We start from the raw sequence: 26,689 nt of genomic DNA, 5'->3' as shown, positions 1-26,689 counted from the left end.
AGTGCTTTGAGCAGCCTGCAGCTAGTTTCCTAGTTTGCTCTTTGATTTTCATTGAGTATAAAATAAGCAAATCAGTAAGAAACCCACGACAAGATAATCCTGACGCGGGTTGTAGTTTCAACAAATGTCAATTGACCTGACTAGCAATCTGTAAGAGTGCCTTTTCAAAAAGGAAACCTTTTTCATAGAGTCCTGTCTTAATCTGATAGTCTGTCTCAATCAAGTAGGAAATTACTTGCTTCAAAAAGCTCAAAGAAAGTCCTCTTGAATCTCTCAGCGCAAACTTGATTTGATAGGGATTAGGATTGCGTCCGAGAAAACTTCCTAGACTACTTGCAATCTGAGATTCTGTTTGCCCAGACTCCGCCAAAATCTTCACCTGAGTAAAAGTCCGAAATTGTCCTAGCATGACTGCAATCAGTTTGATTTCATCTTCACCTTGCAAGGTCAAATCTCTAACCAAATCGCGCGCCTGATCCATCTTTTTAGTCAGAATAAACTGAGTTAAATCAAAAATATTGTCCTGTAAGGTCTTGGGAATTGCGTTAACAATATCCTCTTCCTCGATAACAGAGTCTTCCTTATAGGACTGTAAAAAGAGGAGATTTTTCTGGATTTCGCTAAATTGAAAACCCGACTTGACGAGAAGATTTTCAAAAGAATTATTGGTAAACTGCAGACCTTCTTTCTGGCTCCACTTTTGGAAATACTGGCGTAATTCTTGTTCTTTGGCTTCTACTGCATCAAAGACCTTGGCATCACGCTTAAGTAATTTTACCAGCCGTCTTTTGCTATCCAGCTTTCCTTCCGCAAAGATCAACAACTTGGTTGTTGGTGAAGGGTTATCAAGGTATTCCTCAAACGACTTGAGTTCATCATCTGTTAAAAAGCGTTTCTTGGCTGTTGTGATATCTACAAAATGGTCTAATATCACGATTTTCTCATCCGCAAAGAAAGGAAGGCTGACTAACTCCAGTTCCACATCCTTGTAGACCACTTCTTTCATATCAAAGTAGGCAAAGTTGAGATCAGCAGAATCATAGCCAATCTGTTTCAATACTTGACTCTTCATCACTTCAAACTGACCCTGATCTGTCCCTGTAAAAAGGCTCAGGCTAGGTAAATTTGATAAAGTCAACTTCTGACTCTCTTCAATGGCTCGCATCTTCTCTCCTTTCTTCTGATTTTTCGATTTAATTTAGTCAATATAGCGCAATTTCCCACGGAAATCTTCTAAGCTCTCGTATCCTTTTTCCGCCATGATTGCTTTTAGTTCATTGGTAATGCGGTCAAAGGCACCGACGCCTTCTTTGTGAAGGGTGGTTCCCACCTGCACCATACTCGCTCCACAGAGAATATGTTCAAAGGCATCACGACCAGTCAACACGCCACCTGTTCCAATGATTTGGATCTGGGAATTTAAGCGTTGATAAAAGGCGTGAACATTAGCTAAAGCAGTTGGTTTGATGTATTCTCCACCAATTCCACCAAAACCATTCTTAGGCCGAATAACGACAGATTCGTCTTCTATATAGAGGCCGTTTCCGATAGAGTTAACGCAGTTGACAAACTTGAGCGGATACTTGTTGAAAATAGCTGCCGCTTGGTCAAAGTGAACAATATCAAAATATGGTGGCAATTTAATTCCAAGAGGTTTGGTGAAGTAGGCAAACACCTCTGCCAAAATCCGGTCTGTTGTCTCAAAATCATAGGCAATCTGAGGTTTACCTGGAACATTTGGACAGGAAAGATTTAGCTCAGTCAGACCACGAAAATCACTCTCTTGGACTTTTTTCAAGATAGTATGGGTTTCCTCTGGAGACATTCCAACCAGAGATAAGAAGAAAGTTCGGTTTGGCTCTTTTTCCTGTAAATCCAAAAGATAATCCAAATAATAGTCTAAGCTCTTATTTGGCAAGCCCATAGAATTGATAGAACCAAGTGGGACATCTTGATAGCGTGGCTCAGGATTTCCCTGACGAAAGTCCAAGGTTGCTGTCTTAGTAACAAAGGTTCCTGCCGCTGAGTTTTTGACCTCTTCTAACTCCTCTATCGTCATACAAGCCACACCTGCTGCATTCATCAAGCAATTGTCAAACTCAAAACCAGCAATTTGTGTTTTCGTTGATACCATGATTCTAATCCTCCAGATTCTTTTTATTGCTAATATTATACCATAATTTTAATTCTAGGTTTACTAGATTCTGTGGTTCTATCTATTTATTCGGAAAAGAAAGTCTAGTGCAGAAGTCATGTTATGGAAACAGCTAGTGTATTGGAAGTTTGAACAAGACTTGGGTCACAGACTTTTGAATGAAGTCCAAGCAACAAGGAGAAATCTCAACCATGAGTCCATTCCATGACTCTGTTGCTCTAGAAAACCTTGCAATAGTCAAGTGATAACGAATAAAACTTTGGATTGAAATATCTCCATGATTATCTATTACGAGGAGAAATCTCAACCTTTGGCATTTTTAAAGAAATACATGTAAATCTCTACTTTCGCAAAATGGATTTTCAGAACAGTATCCCAGTATAGTTAAAAACTATAAAAAAGAGAGGAAGTCCCCCTCTTAAGATTTTATTTGACTGCTTCTTTTAAAGCGTCTACCTTGTCCAAACGTTCCCATGGAAGGTCAATATCTGTACGTCCCATGTGTCCATAAGCTGCTGTTTGACGGTAAATTGGACGCTTGAGGTCCAGCATTTGGATAATTCCTGCAGGGCGAAGGTCAAAGATTTGACGGGCTGCTTTTTCAAGCTTGCTTTCAGCTACTGTTCCTGTACCGAAAGTATCGATACGAACAGAAACAGGTTGGGCAACACCGATAGCGTAGGCCAATTGAACTTCTGCCTTCTTAGCAAGACCGGCTGCAACGAAGTTCTTGGCAATATAGCGAGCTGCATATGAGGCAGAACGGTCCACCTTAGTCGCATCCTTACCAGAGAAGGCACCACCACCATGACGAGAGTAGCCACCATAAGTATCTACAATAATCTTACGACCAGTCAAACCTGAGTCCCCTTGAGGACCACCGATTACAAAACGACCTGTCGGATTGATAAAGAATTTTGTCTTATCATCGAGATAAGAAGATGGAATAACTTCTTTGATGACCTTGTCAATCACATCTTGATGGATTTGTTCATTAGTAGCCTCTGGATCATGCTGAGTAGAAATAACGACTGTATCTACACGTACCGGACGGTCATTTTCATCGTACTCAACTGTAACTTGTGATTTTGCATCTGGACGGAGATAGCTAATTTCTCCAGATTTACGAAGTTCTGCCAGACGACGAACCAATTTATGACTGAGTGAGATTGGCAATGGCATGAGCTCTTCTGTTTCATCCACTGCAAATCCAAACATGAGCCCTTGGTCTCCAGCACCGATCAAATCAAGTGGATCTTGGTCTGCATTTCCACGAACCTCCAAGGCTTCGTTAACACCTTGGGCAATATCTGGTGACTGCTCAACAAGTGACGGATGAACTCCCACTGTCTCAGCAGAAAAACCATATTCTGTATTGGTATAACCAATCTCTGCAATGGTATCACGAACCACACGGTTAATATCCACATAGGCATTTGTAGAAATTTCACCAAAAACGTGGACGGAACCAGTATAGACAGCTGTCTCAGCAGCAACGTGCGCCTCTGGATCCTCTGCTAAAATAGCATCCAAAATCGCATCTGAAATTTGGTCTGCAATCTTATCTGGATGCCCCTCAGATACAGATTCAGACGTGAATAATTTACGTTCTGACATAAAAATGTCCCCCCTTAAAAATAGTGTTATAGAGTTACAAAGTACTGGTAGGTATTTTCATTTTCTAAGAGTTACGACGCGAAAGAAATAAAAACGACACTCTTTTATTTCTGAAACTAGTAAGGCGCATAGGGTGACTGCCCTATAGCGGCAACCGTAAAATGACGAGCGACTTTGGAGCCGTCAGTCTTTGCGAGTTACGACGCGAAAGAAATAAAAACAATACTTTTTTATTTCTGAAACTAGTAAGGCGCATAGGTTGACCGTCTTATAGCGGCAACCGTAGAATGACGAGCGACTACTTTGGAGCCGTCAGTCTTTGCGAGTTGCAACTCGCAAGAAAAAATAGAAATACCTACCATCTTATCGGGACTATATAACTTTATCATTATACCATTTTTAAACACAATTTGCAGTCTTTAATGTAGTGTTTCGGTTTAGATAGTTCGTTCTCATAAAGCAAAAAGTTGGAGCTCAGTACTCCAACAATTACTATTAAAATGTTTGGCGTTTTGCTTTACGCTCTGCACGACCTCGAGCGCGATTTTCTGCACGCTTGGTCTTACGGCGCTTTTCATCAACCGCCCATTGAATTTTCTTCTTATAACCCGGTTTGACTTTTTTCTTTTTCTTTTTAACCAGACCAATCATCTCAATATCAAGCTTATCTTGCTTCTTCTCACGATTAGCACGACGATCACGGTCATAGGTATCTTGAAATTCCCCGTCTTTGACCATCTTAGGAGTAAACTTGATTCCCAATTTCTCCAACTCACGGATATCCGAGTCATCGCTTGGTTGATAAAGGGTAATGGCTGTGCCTGGTAGGCCATTGCGTCCGGTACGACCAACACGGTGCACGAAGAAGGATAAGTCTTGCGGAATGGCATCATTGACGACATGGCTAACACCTTCAATGTCAATTCCACGCGCTGCCAAGTCTGTTGAGACAATGTACTCAAAATCCAGATTTTTCACCTGATTCATGATTCGCTTACGTTCACGAGGGGCAATATCTCCATGGATTTTTGCCACCTTCAAGCCTTGAGCAGTCAGGTAAGAATGCAATTCATCAGCACGCGTTTTAGTGTTAACAAAAATCATTGCCAAATAAGGCTGCATCAACTGAGTCAACTGGTAAATTTGAGCATTCTTATCACGTCCCTTGGTCGAAATCAACCAATTATCAATGGTATCAGAAATGACCGTCTTGGTCTTGATTTTCTCCATAACAGGATTTGACAAGTATTTTTTCAAGAATGGTTGCAATTTTTGTGGAATAGTCGCTGAGAAGACCATGAATTTCAGGTCTTTTGGAAGGCTGCCAGCAATCTTATCAACCGTTTCTAAGAATCCCATATCCAAGGTCATATCTGCCTCATCAACCACAAAGGTCTTGGCTTTATGAATAGCTAAATCACCAGATTTAACCAAGTCGTAGATACGGCCTGGTGTTCCAATAACAATATGAGGCTGATTGCTTGCCAATTTTTCAATCTGGCGAGCCTTATCAGTACCACCCACGTAATTAACCACACGAACTTCCACTTCTGAGTGGGCAGCAATCTGACGGGCTGCTTGGTAAATTTGAGTAGCCAACTCACGGCTCGGTGCAGTAATCACTGCCTGTACACTATCACTAGCTTCATCTAATTGCTGGAAAATCGGTAACAAGAAAGTATGAGTCTTACCTGAACCTGTTTTTGATTCACCGACTAGGTCACGACCTGCCAAAACAATGGGAATCAACTTATCTTGCACCTCTGTTGGAGTTGTAAATTTTAACTCCTCCAAGGCTTCTCTAATATAATTTTTAAATTGAAATTTCGTAAATGACATACTATCCTCGATTCTATCTATCTTATCAATTATACCACATTTTATTCCATTTCAGTAGTCTCACTTATTTAGGCTATTTCCAGTAGCTTCTCTAGTCAGAAAAAGGCTGGAATTTTATAATCCCAACCTCTTTTCATACTCAATGAAAATCAAAGAGCAAACTAGGAAACTAGCCGCAGGCTGTACTTGAGTACGGCAAGGCGACGTTGACGTGGTTTGAATTTGATTTTCGAAGAGTATCAGTTATTATTTCCAGTTTAAAACAGCATTCAAGCCATAGTGATCACTGACTTGTGGACTCTTGTTACCATCAAATACGACATGTAAATTTTCCACCTCTAACTCTTTGGTAGTAAAAACATAGTCGATTCGAAGGGGTTCTGTGTTCCCTTTCCATCCATCAATTTCTGGTGGAACAGTATAGCTACCACTTTTCTCTTGAGCATCTTCAAATGCGTCTTGTAAGCCTAATGGACTAGCTAAAATAGCTTGGTAGCCTTCCTTACCTGCTGGATTGTTGAAATCTCCAGCTAGCAAAAGTGGCTTGTTTAGTTCTTTCAAGACAGCTTCAAATCGTGCCCATTCTTCTTGGAAACCTTTATCCCACCAAGAAAGGTGGACACTTGCAACTGCAAGCTCCTTACCATCAACTACAGTTTCAGCCACGGCAACACGGCGAGTATGATAGTCTGTTGGATCATCCACATCTGAAACTAAAATTTCTCTGGCTTCAATAGGTGTTTTAGACAAGATAGCTACACCTTCGTGGTAGCGATCATAACCGATATGGTTATAGGCCCAAGTCCAGTAGTAATTTTTCCCTTGCTCAGACAACTTTTCAACCAAAAGTCTAACATAGTGATCTTGGTGAATAGGCTCAGCTGCTGGCAAAGGTTGATAAAGATCATTGACCTCCACCTCTGACGAGGTGATCTCCTGATTGATTTCTTGGAAACAAATCAAATCATAGTCCTTTTCAAGAATATCCTGAAGCAAAATCTGGAATTTTTCCTCTGCTTCTTTCTCCATCCAACTATGAGTATTGAGTGTTAAAAATTTCATTCTTTTCTCCCAAAATAAGAGGTTGGAATACAGCTTCCAACCTCAAGTATATTACAATTCTACTTTAGCAACTGCTGTTTTAGCTGCAAGAGAACCTGTTTTTTCTAATTTAACTGATTTAATTGCATCACCATTTGTGAAGACAACTACTGTTGAAGTTTCACGTCCTGCTGCACGGATAGCATCCAAGTCAGCTGTGACAAGGAGATCTCCTGCTGCAACTTTTTGTCCTTCAGCAACATGAACTGTAAATGGTTTACCTTCAAGACTTACTGTGTCCAAACCAATGTGAACCAATACTTCAAGACCTGCTTCAGTCACAATACCAAGAGCATGTTTTGTTGGGAAGATACTTGATACAGTACCTGAAGCTGGAGATACAATGTTTCCATTTGCAGGTTCTACTGCAAATCCATCACCCATCATTTTTTGAGCAAATACTGGATCTTTTACTTGTTCCAAAGCAACAACTTGACCGTCTGCTACTGAGTAAACTTCCTCAGTAAAACCTTTGAAGTGAACAGTGTTTTGTTGTGCTTCAGTCATTTGGCTTGGAAGAGTTTCAGGAATGATTTCACCTGAATCAAGGATATCTTGGATATCAGATTTCAATACGTCAGCTTTTGGTCCATAGATAGCTTGAACCCCTTGTCCTTTCATGACAAGACCCATAGCTCCTTCTGCTTTCCATTGTTCTGCGTTTCCTACTTTATCTGCATCTTTAACAGTTACACGAAGACGAGTCATACATGCGTCAACATCAACGATGTTTGCACGTCCACCAAGAAGGTTAATAATGTTTACAGCTTGAGAACCTGCTGCAACTTTCACTTCGCTGCTAGATTCTTCTGAACCTTCAGCAGTTTCGTAGTTTCCGTTACGCCCTGGAGTTGCGTAGTTGAATTTTTGAATCATGAAGTTTGCGATAAAGTACATGATTACAGCAAAGAGAACAGTTACCCAAACGAAGTTAACGATATCCATACCGATACCAGCACTGATTGCAATAGGTGTACGAGTCAAGAACTCGATTGAACCGAATGAGTGCATACGTAGGTTTACAACGTCAGCCATAGCGAAGGCAGCACCTTGAACAAGTGAGTAAACAAGATACATAGGTGTTGCTACAAACATGAACATGTATTCGATTGGTTCAGTAACCCCTGTCAAGAATGTTGCAAGAGCTGTCGCAATCATCATACCTTTGTATTTATGTTTCTTGTCAGCATCAACATTACGGTAGATAGCCACAACTACACCCATCAAGATACCGAATGAACCGATCATTTGTCCAACTTTAAAACGAGCTGGGTGAACAGTATCTAACAATTGTTGGTAGTGACTTGCATCTGTACCTTTGAGGTTTACAAGGTCTGTTACCCATGCAAGCCATAGTGGGTCTTGACCGAATACTTGAGTACCTTTAGCTGCACCAGTTAAAATGTCATAAGTACCACCAAGAGCTGTGTAGTTCATTGGGATAGTCAACATATGGTGAAGACCAAATGGCAAGAGCAAACGTTCCAAAGTACCATACAAGAATGGTGCAAGGATTGGTGCAGTTTCTTGTGAGTTGGCAATCCAAATACCAAAGCTATTGATACCAGTTTGCACAAGTGGCCAGAAAGCTGAAAGTAGAATTGCAGCAATTACTGAACGAAGAATAACTACAAATGGTACAAAACGTTTTCCGTTAAAGAATGAAAGTGCATCAGGAAGCTTACGGAAGTTATAGTATTTATTGTAAGCAGTTGCTCCAATAAAACCAGAAATAATCCCTACGAATACACCCATGTTAAGTGCTGGAGCTTCCATAACACTAATGAAGTAATCAGCAACTTTGATTGATCCACCAAAGAGAGTTGTTACCATAGCTTCTGGATTCTTCAACATGTCTCCTGATACACCAAAGATTGTACCAGTGATACGGTTGATTAGGATAAAGGCAAGACCTGCCGCAAACGCACCACCAGCACGTTCCTTAGCCCAGCTTCCTCCAATAGCGAGGGCAAACAAGATATGAAGGTTAACGATAACCCCCCAACCGATTTGCTCTAGGACACCACCAGTAATAACGAGTGGAGCAAAGTTAGGGTTAATCATCACGATAGACTTACCGATTGAAATCATCAAACCAGCAGCCGGCATAACCGCGATAACCACCATCAAAGCCTTACCGAATTTTTGCCAAAATTCGAAAGACAAGACATTTTTGAATGTATCTTTCATCATTCAAATCTCCTTTATTTTTATTTAGGCAAACGTTTTACGAAAACGTTTGCACCTTTTATGATTTAATTATACCACTTTAATTTTTTTTGTAAAGGCTTTTATTCAAAAAAATCCTCTTTTTTCAAAAATTTTCTAGGTGCTAAATTTCAAGTTCAAATTAGCCATCAAGAATCTTCTCTGAGCAACTTCTTTATACTCTTCGAAAATCTCTTCAAACCACGTCAGCGTCGTCTTACCGTATATATGTGACTGACTTTCTACAACCTCAAATCAGTATTTTGAGCATCCTGTGGCGAGCTACCTAGTTTGCTCTTTGATTTTCATTGAGTATTAGAAGTCCCTTTTCTAAAATTTTTGTAGCAAAAAAGGAGATTTTACAACCTCCTCATAAAAGTAATTATTTTACCTAAATTTTCAAGAATCGACGCATGGATATTCCTGATCCCAGTGAACCAATAAAAATTCCAATCACAAATAGTAGGGCAATCATCAACGGACTAAATAAATCTGGACTAATCATAGATAGATTTTGTCCTACCAACGATTTGTTAACAGATTGGTAAACCATTTGATAAACAATAAAGACCAAAACAGATGGTGCGATAGCTCCCAATAAACCGATAAAGGCTCCTTCTAACAAGAACGGTCCACGAATATAACTGTTTTTAGCTCCGACCAAGCGCATGATTTGAATTTCGCGACTGCGGGAAATAATAGTAATACGAATGGTATTTGAAATCAAGAAAACTGCGACAAAAATTAACAAGGCAGCAATCCCTAGTCCCCAAACACGGATAAATGAAGCTAACTTGAAGAGTCTTTCTGTATTGGCACCGCCATCTTGAACCTCAGAGACACCTTCAATTTTTTTAGCATCTTCGGCTATAGTTTTTACATCATTTGGAGTATTTGCCTCTACAATATAGGCATCATAGAGAGGATTGGCATCTCCTTCAAAGATTTTCCAGTTATCTCCCATTGTCTCGGTTAACTTTTCATATTGTTCTTCTTTACTTGAAAAGGTAACACTCTTAACCGTAGACATGTTCTTCAAAGAATCATATACCTTGTGGTAGTCATTATTTGTAACAGTTTGACCTTCTTTTTCAATTGTCTGACTGTTATCTTCCACATCCTTTCGGATATAAACTACTACACGGACATTATTTTCAATATCTGTAGCTAGTTTCGCTGTATTAAAAATAACAGATGCAAATATTGCCACCAAGGTCAAAGTAATCATGACTGAACTGACAGCAGCTACTGTCATCCAACCATTTCGTTTCAAACTTTTTAAGGCTTCAAATAAATGGCGAAAAAATCTACTAATCATCGTATCCATACTCTCCTTTTGATTCGTCACGAACAACACGGCCATTTTCAATGGCAATGACACGGTGGCGCAAGGTATTTACAATCTGGCTATTATGAGTCGCCATCAAAATAGTTGTCCCTTGTAGGTTAATCCGTTCCAAGAGATTCATAATTTCCCATGAATTATCAGGGTCCAGGTTTCCTGTTGGTTCATCGGCTATCAATACTTTTGGATTGTTTACAATAGCACGTGCAATCGCAATCCGCTGTTGCTCTCCACCTGAGAGCTCATTTGGGAAAGAACGAACCTTGTGCTTCAACCCAACCAAGTCTAAAACTTCCATCACACGTTTTTTGATATTACGGCGATTTTCCCCGATTACTTCCATAGCGTAAGCAATATTTTCATAGACAGTTTTCTTTGGTAACAATTTATAATCCTGGAAGACAACCCCAACACTACGACGTAGAAGCGGGACATCTTTCTTTTTGATCTTAACCAGATTAAAACCAGCAACTGATAGGCTTCCTTTATCGATTTTTACTTCACGATACAGAGAACGAATAAAGGTTGACTTCCCTGCTCCTGAAGGTCCTACGATGTAAGCAAATTCCCCCGGTTGAACGCTGACCGAAACACCGCGTAGGGCAGTCGTTCCGTTGTCGTATTTTTTAACGACATCTCTCATTTCAATGATTGACATGTGAGTTCCTTTCTATCTTAGCTGATTCGCCACTTGAGATAGGCATCGATAAAACCATCTAGGTCTCCGTCCATAACCTTATCTACCTGAGCAACCTCAAAGCTAGTTCGGTGATCTTTTACCATAGTATAAGGAGTGAAGACATAAGAACGGATTTGGCTTCCCCATGTGATTTCTTTTTTCTCACCCTTGAGGGAATCTACCTCCGCAGCTTTCTTTTCTTGCTCCATTTGATAGAGCTTAGCCTGCAACATCTTCATGGCACGATCTCTATTTCCATACTGGGTACGATCCACTGTTGATTGAACAACAATTCCAGTTGGAATGTGGGTTAAACGTACACCTGTTGAAACCTTATTGACATTTTGTCCACCGGCACCACCTGAACGGAAGGTATCCATCTTGATGTCATCTTCCCGGATTTCCACTTCAATGGTATCGTCCAACTCAGGCATCACTTCTACGGATGTGAAAGATGTATGGCGACGTTTGGCAGAGTCAAATGGTGAAATTCGCACCAAACGGTGTACCCCCATTTCTGACTTGAGAAGACCATAGGCATTAGGCCCTTCAAATGATAAGGTTACTGACTTGATACCAGCTTCATCCCCTGCTTGGTAATCCAATACTTCCACTTTAAAGCCTTTAGCATTACCATAACGAGTATACATACGAAGCAACATATCACCCCAGTCCTGAGCCTCAGTACCACCAGAACCTGGATGGATTTCCAAGATGGCATTGTTGTGGTCATAAGGTTCTGACAAGAGTAGAGTCATCTCATAGCTGGTCATCATCTTATCAAGTTCGGCTAACTGCTCTACCAGTTCTTCTTGAACTGACTCGTCTTCAGCTAAAAAGTCCAATAAAATTTCGACTTCATCCTGCAACTCTTCCATTTTGTGGAAGGTGTTATAGGTGTTTTTTAATTCATTTAATTCTTGCGACGTTTTTTGGGCCGCAATATTATCATTCCAAAAATCAGGTTCTGTCATCTTGTTTTCCAAGATGGCAATCTCTTCCTCTAGCCCTTCGAGGTCAAAGAGACCCCCTGAAAGAAGCTAATTTTTCACGATTTGCGTCAATTTTTTGACGGATTACTGAAATGTCCATAAATACTCCTTTTTTACATCATTTCATTATAGCATATTTTATCATTTCTTTCCATCTTTTGCTATAATCCCTTTTTTATGAAAAAAGAAGCCTTTCGGCTTCCCTTCTTACAAGACTTTTGCTGAAGTGCGAGTGATTTCTTCCACTTGAATACCATTTGCTTCAAATTTTTCTTTCAAGGCTGGTAAATCAATTGATCCATCGATTTGCACTTCGATAATGACCTTACCATCCTTACGCGGAATATTGACTGTATGGGAGATATTCAAATTTTCTTCAACGATTAGAGAAACAATCTTACCAAGAACGCCAACTTCATCTTCTGTAACAAAGCGCACACGAATTCCTTCTTCTCCATAACCAGCAATTTCAAGAAAGGCTTGGAAAACGTCACGGTCCGTAATAACCCCATAGACTTGATGGTTATCTACTACAGGAAGAATACCAATCTTGTTTTTCAACATCAGATAAGTTGCATCTTCTAGACTCGCATAGCCTGAAACAGTGACAACATCGCGAATCATGACATCTTTTACTTTTGTCTTATTTAGAAGATAATTCATCTCATAGATAGAAAGACTGGTTGCTTTTGATGGGCTAGCTTGGGCAATGGTTCCCTCAGTTACCAAACCAACCAATTGATCATTTTCGATAACAGGCAAGCGGTGCAACCCTTGCTCTCTCATCAAATCTGCTGCATGAGATACTGTTGTATCTGGACTAATATAAACTACCTTGCGGGTCATAAAATCTTTAACTGCCATGAGACTTCTCCTTTTCTATTCTTATCCCTATTATACAATCTTTTTGCAAATCTATCAAACGCTTACATTTCTTTTTCAAAATTCAGAAAAGTATGAATAAGCTAGCAAAAAGAGCTCTGAAATCGAGCTCTGTGAATGAAGGTAAGATACGTTTCATTCGATTTTTTCAATTATTAGAAATTAACCTTTTAATGTAGATGATGATTACTTCGTAATCTCCATCTGCAACCTAAACTAGTCTCCCAGACTAGTTTAGCCACCTAGATATGCTTTTCTGACTTCTTCTGATGAAGCGAGTTCTTTTCCTGTTCCTGATAGGACGATTTTTCCTGTTTCCAATACATAGCCTCGGTCAGAGATTGCAAGTGCTTTATTGGCATTTTGTTCAATCAAGAGGACGGTTGTTCCTTGTTGCTGGATATCTTGAATGATATCAAAAATCTCTTGGATAAAGATTGGGGCAAGTCCCATTGATGGTTCATCTAAAAGAAGAAGTTTTGGTGTTGACATAAGAGCGCGTCCCATGGCAAGCATTTGTTGTTCCCCCCCTGAAAGAGTAGCTGCATCTTGGTTCTTCCGTTCTTCAAGACGTGGGAAGCGTGAAAAGACCTTCTTCAAGTTAGCTTGATTTTCTTCACGATTTTTCTTCAAAAAAGCTCCCATTTCAAGATTTTCCATAACAGTCAAGCCAGGAAAGACGTGGCGTCCTTCTGGAACTTGTGAAAGACCACCTGCCACGATTTTCTGAGCCGGCATTTTTTGGATTTCTTGACCTAAAAATTCAATCTTTCCAGAGCTTGGTCTAACCAAACCTGACAAGGTACGGAGAATGGTTGTTTTACCAGCACCATTGGCACCGATAAGGGAAACAACTTCTCCTTCATTCACTTCAAAGCTTACATCACGGACTGCTTGGATCATACCGTAATGCACAGAAAGATTATCAACTTTTAACATAGACATTAGGCTTCACCTCCTAGATAAGCTTCGATAACGCGTTTATTGGTCTTAATTTCGTCTGGAGTTCCTTGAGCAATTAAACGACCATATTCAAGTACGTAGATACGTTCTGTAACTTCCATGACCAGATTCATATCGTGTTCAATCAGCATGATTGTAATCTTAAATTCATCTTTGATGCGACGAATTAACTCAGTCAATTCCGCTGTTTCCTGCGGGTTCATACCTGCGGCTGGTTCATCTAAAAAGAGAATTTTAGGTTCCGTAGCGAGGGCACGAACAATTTCCAAACGACGTTGTTGTCCGTAGGCAAGATTTTTAGCGAGAGTTTCTGCATCACCATCCAAATCAAAGATTTTCAACAATTCCAAAGCTTTAGCCTTTAATTCTTTTTCACTCTTGTAAAAAGCTGGTAAGCGTAAGAAACTAGCAAAAACATGTTGTTTGTGATGGTTGCCAAAGGCAATCAAAACATTGTCTAAAACTGTTAAATCTTTAAAGAGACGGATATTTTGGAATGTACGTCCAAGTCCCAAAGAAGCAATCTTATAAGGTGACTTTCCATTCAAAAGGTGGCCATCTAGGGTTACTGTTCCCTCGCTTGGTTCATAAACACCCGTCAAGAGGTTGAAAAGAGTGGTTTTCCCAGCTCCGTTTGGACCGATTAGTCCAACCAGTTCCCCTTCGTTCAATTCAAGAGTCACATCTCCAACAGCTGTTAGACCGCCAAAATGTTTGGTTAACTGTTTTACTTCAAGTAATGCCATTAGTTTTGTTCCTCCTTCTTAGATTTTTTAAAGAAACGTGATAGGCTCAATTCCCATGTTCCAAGGAGTCCACCTGGTCTGAAAATCATTACCAAGACCAAGGCCAAAGCGTAAATAATCATACGCACGCTAGCAACATCTTGGAGAAGCATATTCAAAATCCCCAGAACAATAGCCGAAACAATGGCACCTGTAATGGAGCCAAGTCCACCAAATACAACAATAATCAATACGTTGATTGAGTTAATGAATGTGTAATCTTTCGGTACAACTGAACCGATAAATCCTGCCTGAAGTGACCCTGCAATACTTGCAGTAATGGCACCAAAGACAAAAGCGATGATTTTAATTTTAGTTGTATTAACACCGACTGACTCTGCAGCGATTTCATCTTCACGAACGGATAGGGTTGAACGTCCAATTGGACTACGCAAGAAGTTCAAGGTTGCAATGGTTGTAATCACGACAAAGAAGTATACCATTTGCCAAGTTGTAAAGTTAGGAATTCCCAAGATACCTGCCGCACCATTTGTAAGGCTTCCGCCATTGATGATAAAGATACGGATAATTTCAGAAACACCTAGAGTTGCTACTGCAAGATAGTCCCCCTTCAAACGCAAGGTTGGAATTCCGACAAGTAAGGCAACTGCTCCTGAAAGCAAAGCGCCTATAATCATAGCTCCAAAGAAGGCACCGTAGGTTGGTGATTTAGAACCAATAATAGCTGCAGCATAGGCACCAATCGCCATGAAACCAGCATGACCAAGTGAAAATTGTCCTGAAAAACCAACGATTAAGTTGAGACCAACAGCAAGAATAATATTAATTCCAATTTGTTGTAAAATCTGTACATAGAATAGATTGAGTACTCCGACTGAAACCAGTACACTAATCAAGCCATAGCCAGCTAACAAAAGGAGTAACCATAGAATATTAACTTTTAAATTTTCCTTCATCGTTTACACCTTCTCTTTCACATTTTTACCAAGGATACCAGCTGGGCGGACAATCAAGATCAACAACAAGATTCCATAAACAATGGCATCACGGAAGTCTGACATTCCAAAGGCTGTCGCAAAGGTTTCCAATAGACCAATCACAAAGCCACCAAGAGCCGCACCAGGAATGATTCCGATACCGCCAAGTACTGCGGCAACGAAAGACTTAAGACCTGGAGTAACCCCCATCAAAGGCTCAAGAGAGTTATAATAAAGGGCAATCAGAACACCAGCCGCACCCGCAAGAGCTGAACCCAAAGCAAAGGTAAAGCTGATAGTACGATTTACATTGATCCCCATCAATTGTGCCGCATCGCTATCTACTGATACTGCACGCATGGCTTTCCCCATCTTGGTCTTTTGGACAATGACCTGTAACAAAATCATCAAAATCAAGGAAATGGCCAAGATCATTAACTGCACGTTTGTTAGGCTAACTGGTCCCAAATCATAGCGAACTGTTTGAATCGCTTGAGGGAAGGCACGGGTATTGGCACCAACCAGATAGACCATGCCATACTCCAGTAGGAAAGAAACCCCAATAGCTGTAATCAAAACAGCAATACGAGTAGAGTGGCGCAAAGGTCGGTAAGCAAGGAACTCAATCACGACACCAAGAATGGCTGTCGCTAGCATGGCTACAATAAGCGCTACAAAGAAATTCATTTGGAAAGAATTGATCAAGAAATAACCGATAAAGGCTCCCATCATATAAATATCACCGTGGGCGAAGTTGATGAGCTTGATAATTCCGTAAACCATGGTATATCCTAGGGCTAACAGCGCATAAACACTACCTAGAATCAAACCATTTACTAGTTGTTGGAGCATAAGATTCACTCTTTCTATTTAATTCCGAGGGTTTTCCCTCACTTTTTGATAGGTTCTTAAACATCGAAACAGGGAGTGAGTCCGAGGCTCATTCCCTATTTCAACATTTTCTATTATGGTTTTACAACTTCTGCTGCTTCAACCTTACCATTGTTCATGGTCATCATGTAAGCAGTTTTGACTGTGTTGTGGTCTGCATCGAAGCTTGTTTGACCAGTTACACCTTCAAAGTCTTTTGTTTTAGCAAGGTTATCCTTGATTTCACCAGAGTTCTTAGCACCTTTTGCTGCGTTTGCTACAAGGTGAACTGAGTCATAAGCCAAGGCTGCAAATGTTGAAGGCTCTTCATTGTACTTAGCACGGTATGCGTCAAGGAAGGCTTTAGCTTTAGCTGAAACTTCTACAGTAGTTGAGAAGCCTGAGATAAAGTAGATATTTGATGCTTTTTCAGCAGTTGCTTGTTGTACAAACTCTTCACCGTTGAATCCATCACCACCAACGATTGGTTTGTCAATTCCCATACCACGCGCTTGGTTTACAATTTTACCAGCTTCAGTGTAGTAACCTGGGACGATGATAGCATCAAAGTCTTTCCCTTTCATTTTTGTAAGGGCTGCTTGGAAGTCTGTGTCGCCTGCTACGAAAGTTTCATCTGCAACGATTTCACCTTTGTAAGCTTCACGGAAGGCTTTGGCAATCCCTTTAGCATAGTCACTGGCATTGTCAGTGTAAAGAACGACTTTCTTAGCTTGCAATTTATCAGTAACATAGTTTGCAATAATTTTTCCTTGGAAGCTATCTTGGAAAGTTCCAATAAAGAGGTAATCTTGACCTTTAGTCAATCCATCTTGAGTCGCACTTGGTGAAATCAATGGAACACCTGCTTTTGTAGCGTTCGCTACCGCAGCTGCAGTTGCACCAGATGTCGCAGGTCCTACGATTGCTGATACCTTAGATTGGGTTACAAGGTTAGTTGTTACTGAAGCCGCCTCAGCTGTTTCAGACTTGTTATCTTTATCGACTACTTCGATTTGTTTTCCATCGATACCACCTGCAGCATTGATTTCGTCAACAGCAAGTTGGGCACCTTTTTGTTCAGATGTTCCGTAGGCAGCTACGGCACCAGTTTCTTCGAAGTTAAATCCAATTTTGATTGTCTTTTCCTCTACTGTGTTACCAGCAGCGTTTGACGCTCCAGACTTCACTTCTCCACAGGCTGCAAGAAGTGCTACACTTGCAAGCGCCACAAACGATAGGGCAAATTTTTTCTTCATCTTTTTTGTCTCCTTATTTCTTAAATAAATAGCATGTTAAGAATATACCGAATTATCAGAAAATTGTCAACACTTTTCTTGAACTTTTTCGATGATAACGTTTTCCTCTCGATAAAGATTGCCCACAAAGGGTGTTTCCAGCTCTTGGATATGACAAACTCTAACTTTTTTTATAAATTTTTCCTTGCTCAAGCGCCCGACCAATTGCTCCACTTCTTGAGTTGGAACATAGAGTTGTAAGTAACGATGTTTCTTGGAATGATAGGTAATATCTCCATAATCCTGCAATTTTTTGGCATCACGATTATAGTAAAGATAGATAATCAAGCCAGATCGCTTGACTTTTTCAAACATGGTAAATCCTCTTTCTAAGAAATCTCTCCCTATTATACCAAAAAAAGCAAACCCAGTCGAGTTTGCCTTCTATCATCATTAATTCAATGAATTGTTGGCCATGATTTCATCAATAAAGCCATATTCAAGTGTTTCTTGAGCACTCATCCAGTTATCGCGTTCTGCATCTGCGTGAACTTTTTCGATTGACTGACCTGAATTTTCAGCCAAGATTTTTTCCAAGGTATTACGAGTTTTGAGCAAGTGTTCTGCAGCGATCGCCATATCGGTTTGTTGAGTACCACCACCTGTACCACCCATTGGTTGGTGAATCATGTATTCAGCATTTGGAAGCATGAAACGTTTGCCTTTTGCTCCACTTGATGCGATGACAGTCCCCATAGATGCAGCCATCCCCATCACGATGGTTTGGACATCTGCCTTGATAAAGTTCATGGTATCAACGATTGCCAAACCAGCTGAAACAGAACCACCTGGTGTATTGACATAAAGGTAAATATCTTTTGTACTATCTTGGGCATCCAAGAAAAGCAATTGGGCAATAACAGAGTTGGCCATATTGTCTTCAACTGGACCTGTCAGCATAATGATGCGGTCTTTAAGAAGACGTGAGTAAATATCGTAAGAACGTTCTCCACGGCTTGTTTGTTCAATAACTACAGGAATCATTTATTTCTCCTTTTGAGTTTTATTTTTGTTGGTCAAATGACTGAAGATAAGACTATTATAATATCTTGGTCAAAAAAGGTCAAATTTTTGCTCTGTTTTCATTAGACAGAAACAAAAATTCAACCTCCTTTCACGACTGGAAATCCTTTTCCAAGTCAATCTCTTTTTAATTTTATTTAGTACCGAACAAGCGGTCTCCAGCATCTCCAAGACCTGGAACGATATATCCGTGTTCGTTCAAACGTTCATCCAAGGCTGCTGTAAAGATTTCTACATCTGGATGAGCTTCTTGAAGGGCTTTAACACCTTCTGGAGCAGATACAAGGCAGACAAATTTGATATTTGATGCGCCACGTTTTTTAAGAGAATCAACAGCCAAGATTGCTGAACCACCTGTTGCCAACATTGGGTCTACGACAAAAATTTGACGTTGGTCAATGTCCTCAGGCAATTTCACCAAGTATTCAACTGGTTGAAGTGTTTCTTCATCACGGTACATACCGATATGGCCAACTTTAGCAGCTGGAACCAAGCTCAAGAGCCCATCAACCATCCCGATACCTGCACGCAAGATTGGAACAATGGCCAATTTCTTACCTGCCAATTGTTTTTGAACTGTTTTTGTAATTGGTGTTTCGATTTCCACATCTTCTAGTGGAAGATCACGAAGTACTTCATACCCCATCAACATTGCAATCTCATCTACTAGCTCACGAAAAGCTTTTGTAGAAGTATCTGTACGACGCAAGATTGACAATTTGTGTTGAATCAGCGGGTGATTAATAACTTCAATTTTTCCCATTTTTGGAATTCCTTCTTTCAATTTATTCTTCTTATTATACCAAAAAACGGTTTAAAAATCTTTCTAAACCATTTATTTTTGATAATTTTTACATTAGATCAGCCTCTTTAAGAGCTTCCTGTACTGTCTCAAGTGGTAAATGAGTCAATTCTGTTCCCTTTTCTTGATAGAGGTATTGGGCGTAGTCATCCATTCGGTACTGGTTGATATAAACCACGCGCTTGCAACCGACCTGCAATAATTGTTTGGTACAGTTGAGACAAGGAAAATGGGTTACATAGGCTGTAAAACCTTTTGGAACACCACGTTCTGCACCTTGAAGGATAGCATTGACCTCAGCGTGAAGGGTGCGAACACAGTGGCCTTCGATGACCAGACATTCGTGGTCAATACAATGCTCAGTCCCTGACACCGAACCATTGTAACCAGTGGAAATAACCTTATTATCCTTTACCAGAATTGCGCCCACTTTGGCACGTTTACAAGTGGAACGATTGGCAATTAGTAGGGCTTGGGCTGCAAAATACTCATCCCAGGCCAGTCTTTTTTCAGTCATATCTCTTCTCCTTTTTCTCTATTTTTTAAAAAATGGTAACCGTAAATCCGCTATCTTTTCAGCAGGTACCTTCATGCCATCCTTGATCCATTTTAAAAGGACTGAGACGATGGCTGAACTCCAGAAGGAATGAAGATAAGAGCTGACACCTTTTGATTTTCCATGGTATTTTTCTAAAAATTCCTGCATGGCTTGGACAAAGATTTTTTCCAGATGGTAATCCAAGGCCAGTTGAATCACTCTGGCTTCCTTTCTGGCCTCTCGGAAAAGGTGAACCCAGACCAGATAAAGGTCTGTCTTTAAATCATAATGATGCAACTGTTCCATAATATTATGGACAGTTCGTTTAAAGACGCTTTCTAAAATTTCCTCTTTGGAGTCATAATTGCGGTAAAAGGCCGCACGCGAAACACCTGCACGTTTGACCAATTCAGAAATACTAATCTTGGTCAGTTCCTTTTTTTCCAAGAGTTGCAAGAGGGCTGTTTCAATGGCTTCTCTGGTTAATAAATTGGATTCTTGGTTTGATTTTCTGAGATTTTCAAGAGACTTTTCAGAGATTCTACGTTCAGACATAACATTTTCTTTCTACTTGTCACAACAGACGGATGAGGCTTTTGTTTCAAGGGTTTTCATGATATAATTGTAAAAAAAGACAGAACCTTTGTCAATGTATAACTGACAAAGATGGAGAATTTCTATGACTTGGAAGATTATTGCTGACTCTGGTTGTGATTATCGTCAACTGCCAACACCAGCTATTAACACAACCTTTGTAAGTGTCCCCTTAACCATTCAAGTAGCTGATCAGGTCTTTGTTGATGATGCCAGTCTTGATATTGACCATATGATGGAAACCATGTATGCAACCGCAGAAGCTTCAAAATCAGCTTGTCCAAGCCCAGATGATTATTTGCGAGCATTTGAAGGAGCCAAAAACATTTTCCTAGTAACCATCACTGGTACTCTTTCTGGCAGCCACAATAGTGCGCAACTGGCCAAGAATATTTATCTGGAAGACCATCCTGATACTAAGATTCATGTAATTGATAGTTTGTCTGCTGGTGGGGAAGTTGACTTGCTCGTAGAAAAATTGAATGATTTGATTGACCAGGGCTTGTCTTTTGAAGAAGTGGTTGAAGCTATCACCGCCTATCAAGAAAAAACCAAGTTGCTCTTTGTCCTAGCTAAAGTCGATAACTTGGTGAAGAACGGCCGTTTGAGCAAGCTTATCGGTACGGTCGTTGGCCTTCTAAATATCCGTATGGTTGGGGAAGCTAGTGAAACTGGAACCCTCGAATTGCTACAAAAAGCAAGAGGAGCAAAGAAGTCAGTTCAAGCAGCCTATGAAGAGTTAGTGAAAGCAGGATATGCTGGTGGCCGTATTGTCATGGCCCAACGCAATAACGAGAAATGTTGCCAACAGCTTTCAGACCGAATCCGTGAAACCTTCCCACAGGCGGATATTAAAATTCTCCCAACATCTGGTCTCTGCAGTTTCTATGCAGAAGATGGCGGTCTGCTGATGGGCTATGAAATTGATTAATTGCATTCTTGACAAGAGGTAACCATCATCTCTTGTTTTTTTGTGGTACAATAGAGCTATGAAACATTTTGATACTATTGTCATCGGTGGAGGACCTGCTGGTATGATGGCTACGATTTCCAGTAGCTTTTATGGACAGAAAACCCTCCTCATCGAAAAAAATCGGAAACTTGGAAAAAAATTAGCTGGGACTGGTGGGGGACGTTGCAATGTGACCAACAATGGTAGCTTAGACAACCTGCTAGCTGGAATTCCTGGAAACGGACGCTTTCTTTACAGTGTTTTCTCCCAGTTCGATAATCATGACATCATCAACTTTTTTACAGAAAATGGTGTTAAACTTAAGGTCGAAGACCACGGACGCGTCTTTCCAGCCAGTGACAAGTCTCGGACTATTATCGAAGCTTTGGAAAAGAAAATCACCGAACTAGGTGGTCAAGTTGCTACTCAAATAGAAATCGTTTCTGTTAAAAAAGTAGATGACCAGTTTGTCCTTAAGTCAGCGGATCAAACCTTCACTTGTGAGAAACTCATTGTCACAACAGGTGGTAAGTCTTATCCTTCGACTGGTTCGACTGGTTTTGGTCACGAGATTGCTCGCCATTTTAAGCATACCATCACCGATCTTGAGGCTGCTGAAAGTCCTTTATTAACAGATTTTCCACATAAAGCCTTACAAGGGATTTCTCTGGACGATGTGACCCTAAGTTATGGTAAGCATGTCATCACTCATGATTTACTCTTTACCCACTTTGGTTTGTCAGGTCCTGCTGCCCTACGCATGTCTAGCTTTGTCAAAGGTGGGGAGGTTCTCTCACTCGATGTTTTGCCTCAACTTTCTGAGAAGGACTTGGTTACATTTCTAGAAGAAAATCGGGAAAAATCCTTGAAAAACGCTTTAAAAACCTTGTTACCAGAACGCTTGGCCGAATTTTTTGTACAAGGATATCCTGAAAAAGTCAAACAGCTGACTGAAAAGGAACGAGAACAACTTGTCCAGTCCATTAAAGAACTTAAAATTCCTGTAACTGGAAAAATGTCCCTTGCAAAGTCCTTTGTTACCAAGGGTGGAGTCAGTCTCAAGGAAATCAATCCTAAAACCCTTGAAAGTAAGCTGGTACCTGGCCTCCACTTTGCAGGCGAAGTTATGGATATAAATGCCCACACGGGTGGCTTTAACATCACTTCTGCCCTCTGTACCGGCTGGGTGGCGGGAAGTCTGCATTATGATTAAAGAACTTTTAATAGAAAAAATCGGAAGATTACTCCTCCGATTTTATTTTGCTTGAGTTTGGACATAGTGGGCAATGACATCTGATGTGTACTGGGCTGTTCCAGTACCAAATTTGTCAATATTTTCCTTAAACTCTGGGTTATAGACGTAGCCTTTACCGATATGACCGAATACTTCAATAGTACAATCAAATCCATAAGTACGAATGGCTTGCAAGAGCTTGGCTGTTTGCTCTTGGTTTTCAGTTGCTGTTACAGGCAGACCAGCTTGAAGATTTTGTGCTAAGGCTTGAAAAACTTGGTTGAAGGCAGCCGTAGCCTCGTCTTCGTGACCTTTCTGGCGCTCCAGCGCTTGGTCCATGACTTCTTGTCCATATTTCTCTACCGCCTCTTGGTGGTATTTTTGATGGTCTTGGTAGTTAAATCCAGCAAATTTCTCTTGAATGCTCATTTCTCTTTCTCCTTTTTGTTCTTGAATGGTTTTTTGCAAGGTTGAAATCAAGGTATCCAGATGTTCCCTTTCTCGAGTCAAATAGTCCAACTGCCTGGTCAAATGAGGCAATAAATCTGTCCTTTCTTCCTTTAATAGCTCTGCTATTTTTTCTAAAGAAAAGCCTAGATATTTGTAGTAAAGAATGACCTGAAGGCGTTCCAAATCCTCCTGACTGTAGGTTCGATAGCCATTTTCCGACTTTAAAGGAACCAAAAGTCCTATCTTATCGTAGTGGTGTAGGGTCTTGACAGAGACGCCCGAAAGCTGCGCAGCTTCTTTTATATGGTACATGATTTCCTCCTTACATTGATATTATAACCCCTCCCCTTAGGTCAGAGTCAAGCGATTTTGCGAAATTTTTTACTTTATCATAACATGAAAATGGTTTTCTTAACAGACCTTAGAAAACATGATAGGATAGTCAGGTCTATCAATCAAAAGAAACGCTCATCTTGAGTACTGATGAGGCTATTTGCCAAGGGCAGTAGCTTTTTCTTTTGTAACACTAATTTTAGGAGTTTAACTATGTCTGAAAAATCGCAATGGGGGTCTAAACCGGGCTTTATCCTAGCATCTGCTGGTTCAGCCATCGGACTTGGTGCCGTTTGGAAATTCCCCTATATGACTGCTGCTAACGGTGGAGGAGGATTTTTACTGGTCTTTCTCATTTCCACTATTCTAATCGGTTTCCCCCTTTTGCTAGCTGAATTTGCTCTCGGCCGAAGCGCTGGTGTCTCAGCAATCAAAACCTTTGGAAAACTAGGCAAGAATAGTAAGTACAACTTTATCGGTTGGATTGGTGCCTTTGCCCTCTTTATCCTCTTATCTTTCTACAGTGTTATTGGTGGCTGGATTTTAGTCTATCTAGGCATTGAGTTTGGAAAATTGTTCCAAATTGGTGGAACGGGTGATTATGCTCAGTTATTTACTTCAATCATTTCAAATCCAGCCATTGCTCTAGGAGCTCAAGCGACCTTTATCCTATTGAATATCTTCATTGTATCACGTGGGGTTCAAAAAGGGATTGAAAGAGCTTCGAAAGTCATGATGCCCCTGCTCTTTATCATCTTTGTCGTCATCATCGGTCGTTCTCTCAGTTTGCCAAATGCCATGGAAGGGGTTCTTTACTTCCTCAAACCAGACTTTTCAAAACTGACCAGTGCTGGTCTCCTCTATGCTCTGGGACAATCTTTCTTTGCCCTCTCACTAGGGGTTACAGCCATGCTGACCTATGCTTCTTACTTAGACAAGAAAACCAATCTGGTCCAATCAGGAATTTCCATCGTAGCCATGAATATCTCGGTATCCATCATGGCAGGTCTCGCCATTTTCCCAGCTATGTCAGCCTTCAATATCCAGTCTGAAGGGGGACCGAGCTTACTCTTTATCGTCTTGCCTCAACTCTTTGACAAGATGCCTTTTGGAACCATTTTCTACATCCTCTTCCTCTTGCTCTTCCTCTTTGCGACAGTCACTTCTTCCGTCGTTATGCTGGAAATCAATGTGGGCAATATCACCAACCAGGACAACAGCAAGCGTGCCATGTGGAGTGCCATTTTGGGAATCTTGACCTTTGTCTTTGGCATTCCCTCAGCCCTATCTTACGGTGTCATGGCGGATGCTCACATCTTTGGGAAGACCTTCTTTGACGCTATGGACTTCTTGGTTTCCAATCTCCTCATGCCATTTGGAGCTCTCTGCCTTTCACTTTTTACAGGCTATATCTTTAAAAAGGCTCTTGCAATGGAGGAACTCCATCTTGATGAAACCGCATGGAAACAGGGACTGTTCCAAGTCTGGCTCTTCCTTCTTCGTTTCGTCATTCCAATCATCATCATCGTGGTCTTCATCGCCCAATTTATGTAATCAAAAAGGACTTGAGTAGTAAACTCAGGCCCTTTCTTTTTTATGGATGGCTAACAATCACTTCCAAACCTTGCCCTTCCAGAGTCCAAGCTTCAACATCACTTGGTAAGATAAAGTGACTGCCTTTTTGGATTGGATAATTTTTCCCGTCAACAGTCAGTTGACCTTGACCGGCTAAGACACTCAATAAGCTGTAGTCAGCTGTCTTTTCGAAGTCAACTTTTCCAGTAATTTCCCACTTGTAAACTGCAAAGAAATCATTGGATACAAGGAGAGTGGAACGCAAATCATCTGCTTTAACAGTTACAGGACGGCTATTTGCAGGCTCACCAATGTTTAAGACATCAATGGATTTTTCAAGATGAAGTTCACGCAAGTTGCCCTTATCGTCCTTGCGGTCAAAGTCATAGACGCGATAGGTGGTATCGCTAGACTGCTGGGTTTCAAGAATCAAGATGCCAGCCCCAATGGCATGCATGGTGCCACTTGGCACATAGAAGAAATCTCCAGCCTTAACAGGCACTTTTGTCAGCAAGTCATCCCAATTCTTGTCCTCGATTTGCTGGCGGAGTTCTTCTTTTGACTTGGCATTGTGGCCGTAGATAATCTCTGAACCTTCATTCGCAGCGATGATGTACCAGCACTCTGTTTTTCCAAGCTCGCCTTCATGCTCGAGTCCATAAGCATCATCTGGATGAACTTGAACACTGAGCCAGTCGTTGGCATCCAGAATCTTAGTCAAAAGCGGAAATACAGGCTCAGGACGATTGCCAAACAATTCACGGTGTTCTGCATACAAAGTAGCTAGATCTGTTCCCTCAAAACTACCATTGGCAACTTTAGAAACTCCATTTGGGTGAGCTGAGATAGCCCAGTATTCCCCTATTTTTTCACTTGGGATGTCGTAGCCAAACTCATCACGTAGCTTGGTTCCACCCCAGATTTTTTCTTGCATAACTGATTGTAAAAATAATGGTTCTGACATTTTATTCTCCTGTCTGATCTTTCTTCCTTCATTATAACAAAAAAAGAGTTCCATTTGAACTCTTTTTTACATCTTATAAAGCAGGGAGAAGATTTTATAAAAATAGTAAACAAATGTGCTCTACTCGATGCTTGCTCCATTGCTATCAATGACATCCTTGTACCAATAGAAGGACTTCTTCTTGCTACGTTTGAGAGTCCCATTTCCTACATTATCTCGATCTACATAGATAAAGCCATAGCGCTTATTCATTTCCCCTGTGCCAGCTGAAACCGGATCGATACATCTCCAAGTCGTATAACCAAGCAAGTCAACCCCGTCTTGGTAAATGGCATCTCGCATGGCCTTGATGTGGGCCTCTAAGTAAGTAATCCGATAGTCATCTGCTACATAACCATTCTCATCCGGTTTATCCATAGCACCGAGTCCATTTTCTACGATAATACTAAACTAAAATCAAAAAGCATTATATAATAGTAATATGAAATCAACTAAAGAAGAAATCCAAGCTATCAAAACACTTTTAAAAGACTCTCGTACAGCTAAATATCATAA

At 40.7% G+C, this 26,689-nt stretch carries 25 protein-coding genes and 1 pseudogene; 3 read left to right on the top strand and 23 right to left on the bottom strand.

From position 1 onward, the window contains the following. Positions 1-127 precede the first annotated feature (127 nt). The 20 genes from holA to HT691_RS09790 form a co-directional block, all read right to left on the bottom strand. The gene (holA, locus tag HT691_RS09885; protein WP_001201464.1) at positions 128-1,165 is read right to left on the bottom strand and encodes a DNA polymerase III subunit delta; all 1,038 of its coding nucleotides are present in this window, start codon (positions 1,163-1,165) and stop codon (positions 128-130) included. A gap of 33 nt (positions 1,166-1,198) precedes the next feature. Continuing rightward, a complete protein-coding gene (locus HT691_RS09880; RefSeq protein WP_023933564.1) occupies positions 1,199-2,134 on the bottom strand; it encodes a dihydroorotate oxidase in 936 nt (311 codons plus the stop codon). Positions 2,135-2,581: 447 nt separating this feature from the next. After that, positions 2,582-3,772, bottom strand: a complete 1,191-nt coding sequence (metK, locus tag HT691_RS09875; protein WP_000003909.1) for a methionine adenosyltransferase — start codon at positions 3,770-3,772, stop codon at positions 2,582-2,584. 495 nt (positions 3,773-4,267) lie between these two features. Continuing rightward, positions 4,268-5,611: a DEAD/DEAH box helicase gene (locus tag HT691_RS09870; protein WP_023933561.1), complete on the bottom strand. Its 1,344-nt coding sequence runs from the start codon at positions 5,609-5,611 to the stop codon at positions 4,268-4,270. A gap of 246 nt (positions 5,612-5,857) precedes the next feature. After that, positions 5,858-6,673, bottom strand: a complete 816-nt coding sequence (locus HT691_RS09865) for an endonuclease/exonuclease/phosphatase family protein (RefSeq protein ID WP_023933559.1) — start codon at positions 6,671-6,673, stop codon at positions 5,858-5,860. 51 nt (positions 6,674-6,724) lie between these two features. Then, positions 6,725-8,905: a PTS transporter subunit IIBC gene (locus tag HT691_RS09860; RefSeq protein ID WP_172925356.1), complete on the bottom strand. Its 2,181-nt coding sequence runs from the start codon at positions 8,903-8,905 to the stop codon at positions 6,725-6,727. 406 nt (positions 8,906-9,311) lie between these two features. After that, entirely contained in the window at positions 9,312-10,238 is a 927-nt protein-coding gene (ftsX, locus tag HT691_RS09855; protein WP_000625541.1) for a permease-like cell division protein FtsX, read from the bottom strand. Beyond that, positions 10,231-10,923: a cell division ATP-binding protein FtsE gene (gene ftsE, locus HT691_RS09850; protein WP_000022265.1), complete on the bottom strand. Its 693-nt coding sequence runs from the start codon at positions 10,921-10,923 to the stop codon at positions 10,231-10,233. The genes ftsX and ftsE overlap by 8 nt, the downstream gene beginning before the upstream one ends. Positions 10,924-10,940: 17 nt before the next feature. Next, positions 10,941-12,036 (bottom strand): peptide chain release factor 2 gene (gene prfB / locus HT691_RS09845; protein WP_100127798.1). Its coding sequence is split into 2 segments (ribosomal slippage): positions 10,941-11,963 and positions 11,965-12,036, totalling 1,095 coding nucleotides; the frame shifts between segments, so codons are not numbered across the junction. A gap of 107 nt (positions 12,037-12,143) precedes the next feature. Further along, on the bottom strand, positions 12,144-12,800 hold the full coding sequence (locus HT691_RS09840; protein WP_000268665.1) for a CBS domain-containing protein: 657 nt from the start codon (positions 12,798-12,800) through the stop codon (positions 12,144-12,146). 252 nt (positions 12,801-13,052) lie between these two features. Further along, the gene (locus tag HT691_RS09835) at positions 13,053-13,763 is read right to left on the bottom strand and encodes an ABC transporter ATP-binding protein (protein WP_000062201.1); all 711 of its coding nucleotides are present in this window, start codon (positions 13,761-13,763) and stop codon (positions 13,053-13,055) included. After that, positions 13,763-14,527: an ABC transporter ATP-binding protein gene (locus HT691_RS09830; protein WP_001185997.1), complete on the bottom strand. Its 765-nt coding sequence runs from the start codon at positions 14,525-14,527 to the stop codon at positions 13,763-13,765. Before HT691_RS09830 ends, HT691_RS09835 begins: the two co-directional genes overlap by 1 nt. Continuing rightward, complete coding sequence (locus HT691_RS09825) at positions 14,527-15,483, bottom strand: branched-chain amino acid ABC transporter permease (RefSeq protein WP_000662282.1); 957 nt, start codon at positions 15,481-15,483, stop codon at positions 14,527-14,529. Before HT691_RS09825 ends, HT691_RS09830 begins: the two co-directional genes overlap by 1 nt. 3 nt (positions 15,484-15,486) lie before the next feature. Continuing rightward, positions 15,487-16,356 carry a branched-chain amino acid ABC transporter permease gene (locus HT691_RS09820; RefSeq protein WP_000941427.1) on the bottom strand — a complete coding sequence of 290 codons (870 nt, stop codon included), beginning with the start codon at positions 16,354-16,356 and terminating at the stop codon, positions 15,487-15,489. Between the two features lie 113 nt (positions 16,357-16,469). Further along, positions 16,470-17,630 (bottom strand): ABC transporter substrate-binding protein, encoded by a 1,161-nt coding sequence (locus HT691_RS09815; RefSeq protein WP_000726122.1) that lies wholly within the window; start codon positions 17,628-17,630, stop codon positions 16,470-16,472. Positions 17,631-17,696: 66 nt separating this feature from the next. After that, positions 17,697-17,984 carry a YlbG family protein gene (locus HT691_RS09810; protein ID WP_172925355.1) on the bottom strand — a complete coding sequence of 96 codons (288 nt, stop codon included), beginning with the start codon at positions 17,982-17,984 and terminating at the stop codon, positions 17,697-17,699. Positions 17,985-18,062: 78 nt separating this feature from the next. Further along, positions 18,063-18,653 carry an ATP-dependent Clp protease proteolytic subunit ClpP gene (clpP, locus tag HT691_RS09805; protein WP_000613475.1) on the bottom strand — a complete coding sequence of 197 codons (591 nt, stop codon included), beginning with the start codon at positions 18,651-18,653 and terminating at the stop codon, positions 18,063-18,065. A 172-nt stretch (positions 18,654-18,825) separates the two neighbouring features. Further along, positions 18,826-19,455 (bottom strand): uracil phosphoribosyltransferase, encoded by a 630-nt coding sequence (gene upp, locus HT691_RS09800; RefSeq protein WP_000515974.1) that lies wholly within the window; start codon positions 19,453-19,455, stop codon positions 18,826-18,828. Positions 19,456-19,543: 88 nt separating this feature from the next. Continuing rightward, entirely contained in the window at positions 19,544-20,011 is a 468-nt protein-coding gene (locus tag HT691_RS09795) for a cytidine/deoxycytidylate deaminase family protein (RefSeq protein ID WP_000136974.1), read from the bottom strand. Positions 20,012-20,029: 18 nt separating this feature from the next. Further along, entirely contained in the window at positions 20,030-20,587 is a 558-nt protein-coding gene (locus HT691_RS09790) for a TetR/AcrR family transcriptional regulator (RefSeq protein WP_050261904.1), read from the bottom strand. A gap of 124 nt (positions 20,588-20,711) precedes the next feature. On the opposite strand from HT691_RS09790, the gene HT691_RS09785 reads away from it, so the two are divergent. Both HT691_RS09785 and HT691_RS09780 read left to right on the top strand, forming a co-directional pair. Further along, the gene (locus tag HT691_RS09785) at positions 20,712-21,557 is read left to right on the top strand and encodes a DegV family protein (protein ID WP_054388076.1); all 846 of its coding nucleotides are present in this window, start codon (positions 20,712-20,714) and stop codon (positions 21,555-21,557) included. A 58-nt stretch (positions 21,558-21,615) separates the two neighbouring features. After that, complete coding sequence (locus tag HT691_RS09780; protein WP_000680053.1) at positions 21,616-22,791, top strand: NAD(P)/FAD-dependent oxidoreductase; 1,176 nt, start codon at positions 21,616-21,618, stop codon at positions 22,789-22,791. Positions 22,792-22,833: 42 nt separating this feature from the next. On the opposite strand, the gene HT691_RS09775 is transcribed toward HT691_RS09780, so the two are convergent. Beyond that, positions 22,834-23,574: a MerR family transcriptional regulator gene (locus HT691_RS09775; protein ID WP_000274782.1), complete on the bottom strand. Its 741-nt coding sequence runs from the start codon at positions 23,572-23,574 to the stop codon at positions 22,834-22,836. Positions 23,575-23,808: 234 nt separating this feature from the next. On the opposite strand from HT691_RS09775, the gene HT691_RS09770 reads away from it, so the two are divergent. Then, a complete protein-coding gene (locus HT691_RS09770) occupies positions 23,809-25,149 on the top strand; it encodes a sodium-dependent transporter (RefSeq protein ID WP_050223719.1) in 1,341 nt (446 codons plus the stop codon). 40 nt (positions 25,150-25,189) lie between these two features. Here HT691_RS09770 and manA read toward each other — a convergent pair whose 3' ends face one another. After that, positions 25,190-26,134: a mannose-6-phosphate isomerase, class I gene (manA, locus tag HT691_RS09765; RefSeq protein ID WP_050223723.1), complete on the bottom strand. Its 945-nt coding sequence runs from the start codon at positions 26,132-26,134 to the stop codon at positions 25,190-25,192. A gap of 120 nt (positions 26,135-26,254) precedes the next feature. Then, positions 26,255-26,575: pseudogene (locus tag HT691_RS09760) on the bottom strand (family 1 glycosylhydrolase); the annotation flags it as partial. Positions 26,576-26,689 lie beyond the last annotated feature (114 nt).

Source organism: Streptococcus sp. 477 (assembly GCF_013277295.1).
Lineage (GTDB): Bacteria > Bacillota > Bacilli > Lactobacillales > Streptococcaceae > Streptococcus > Streptococcus pseudopneumoniae.
Note: the sequence above shows the minus strand (reverse complement) of the source record. Positions and strands in the feature narration are given on the sequence as shown.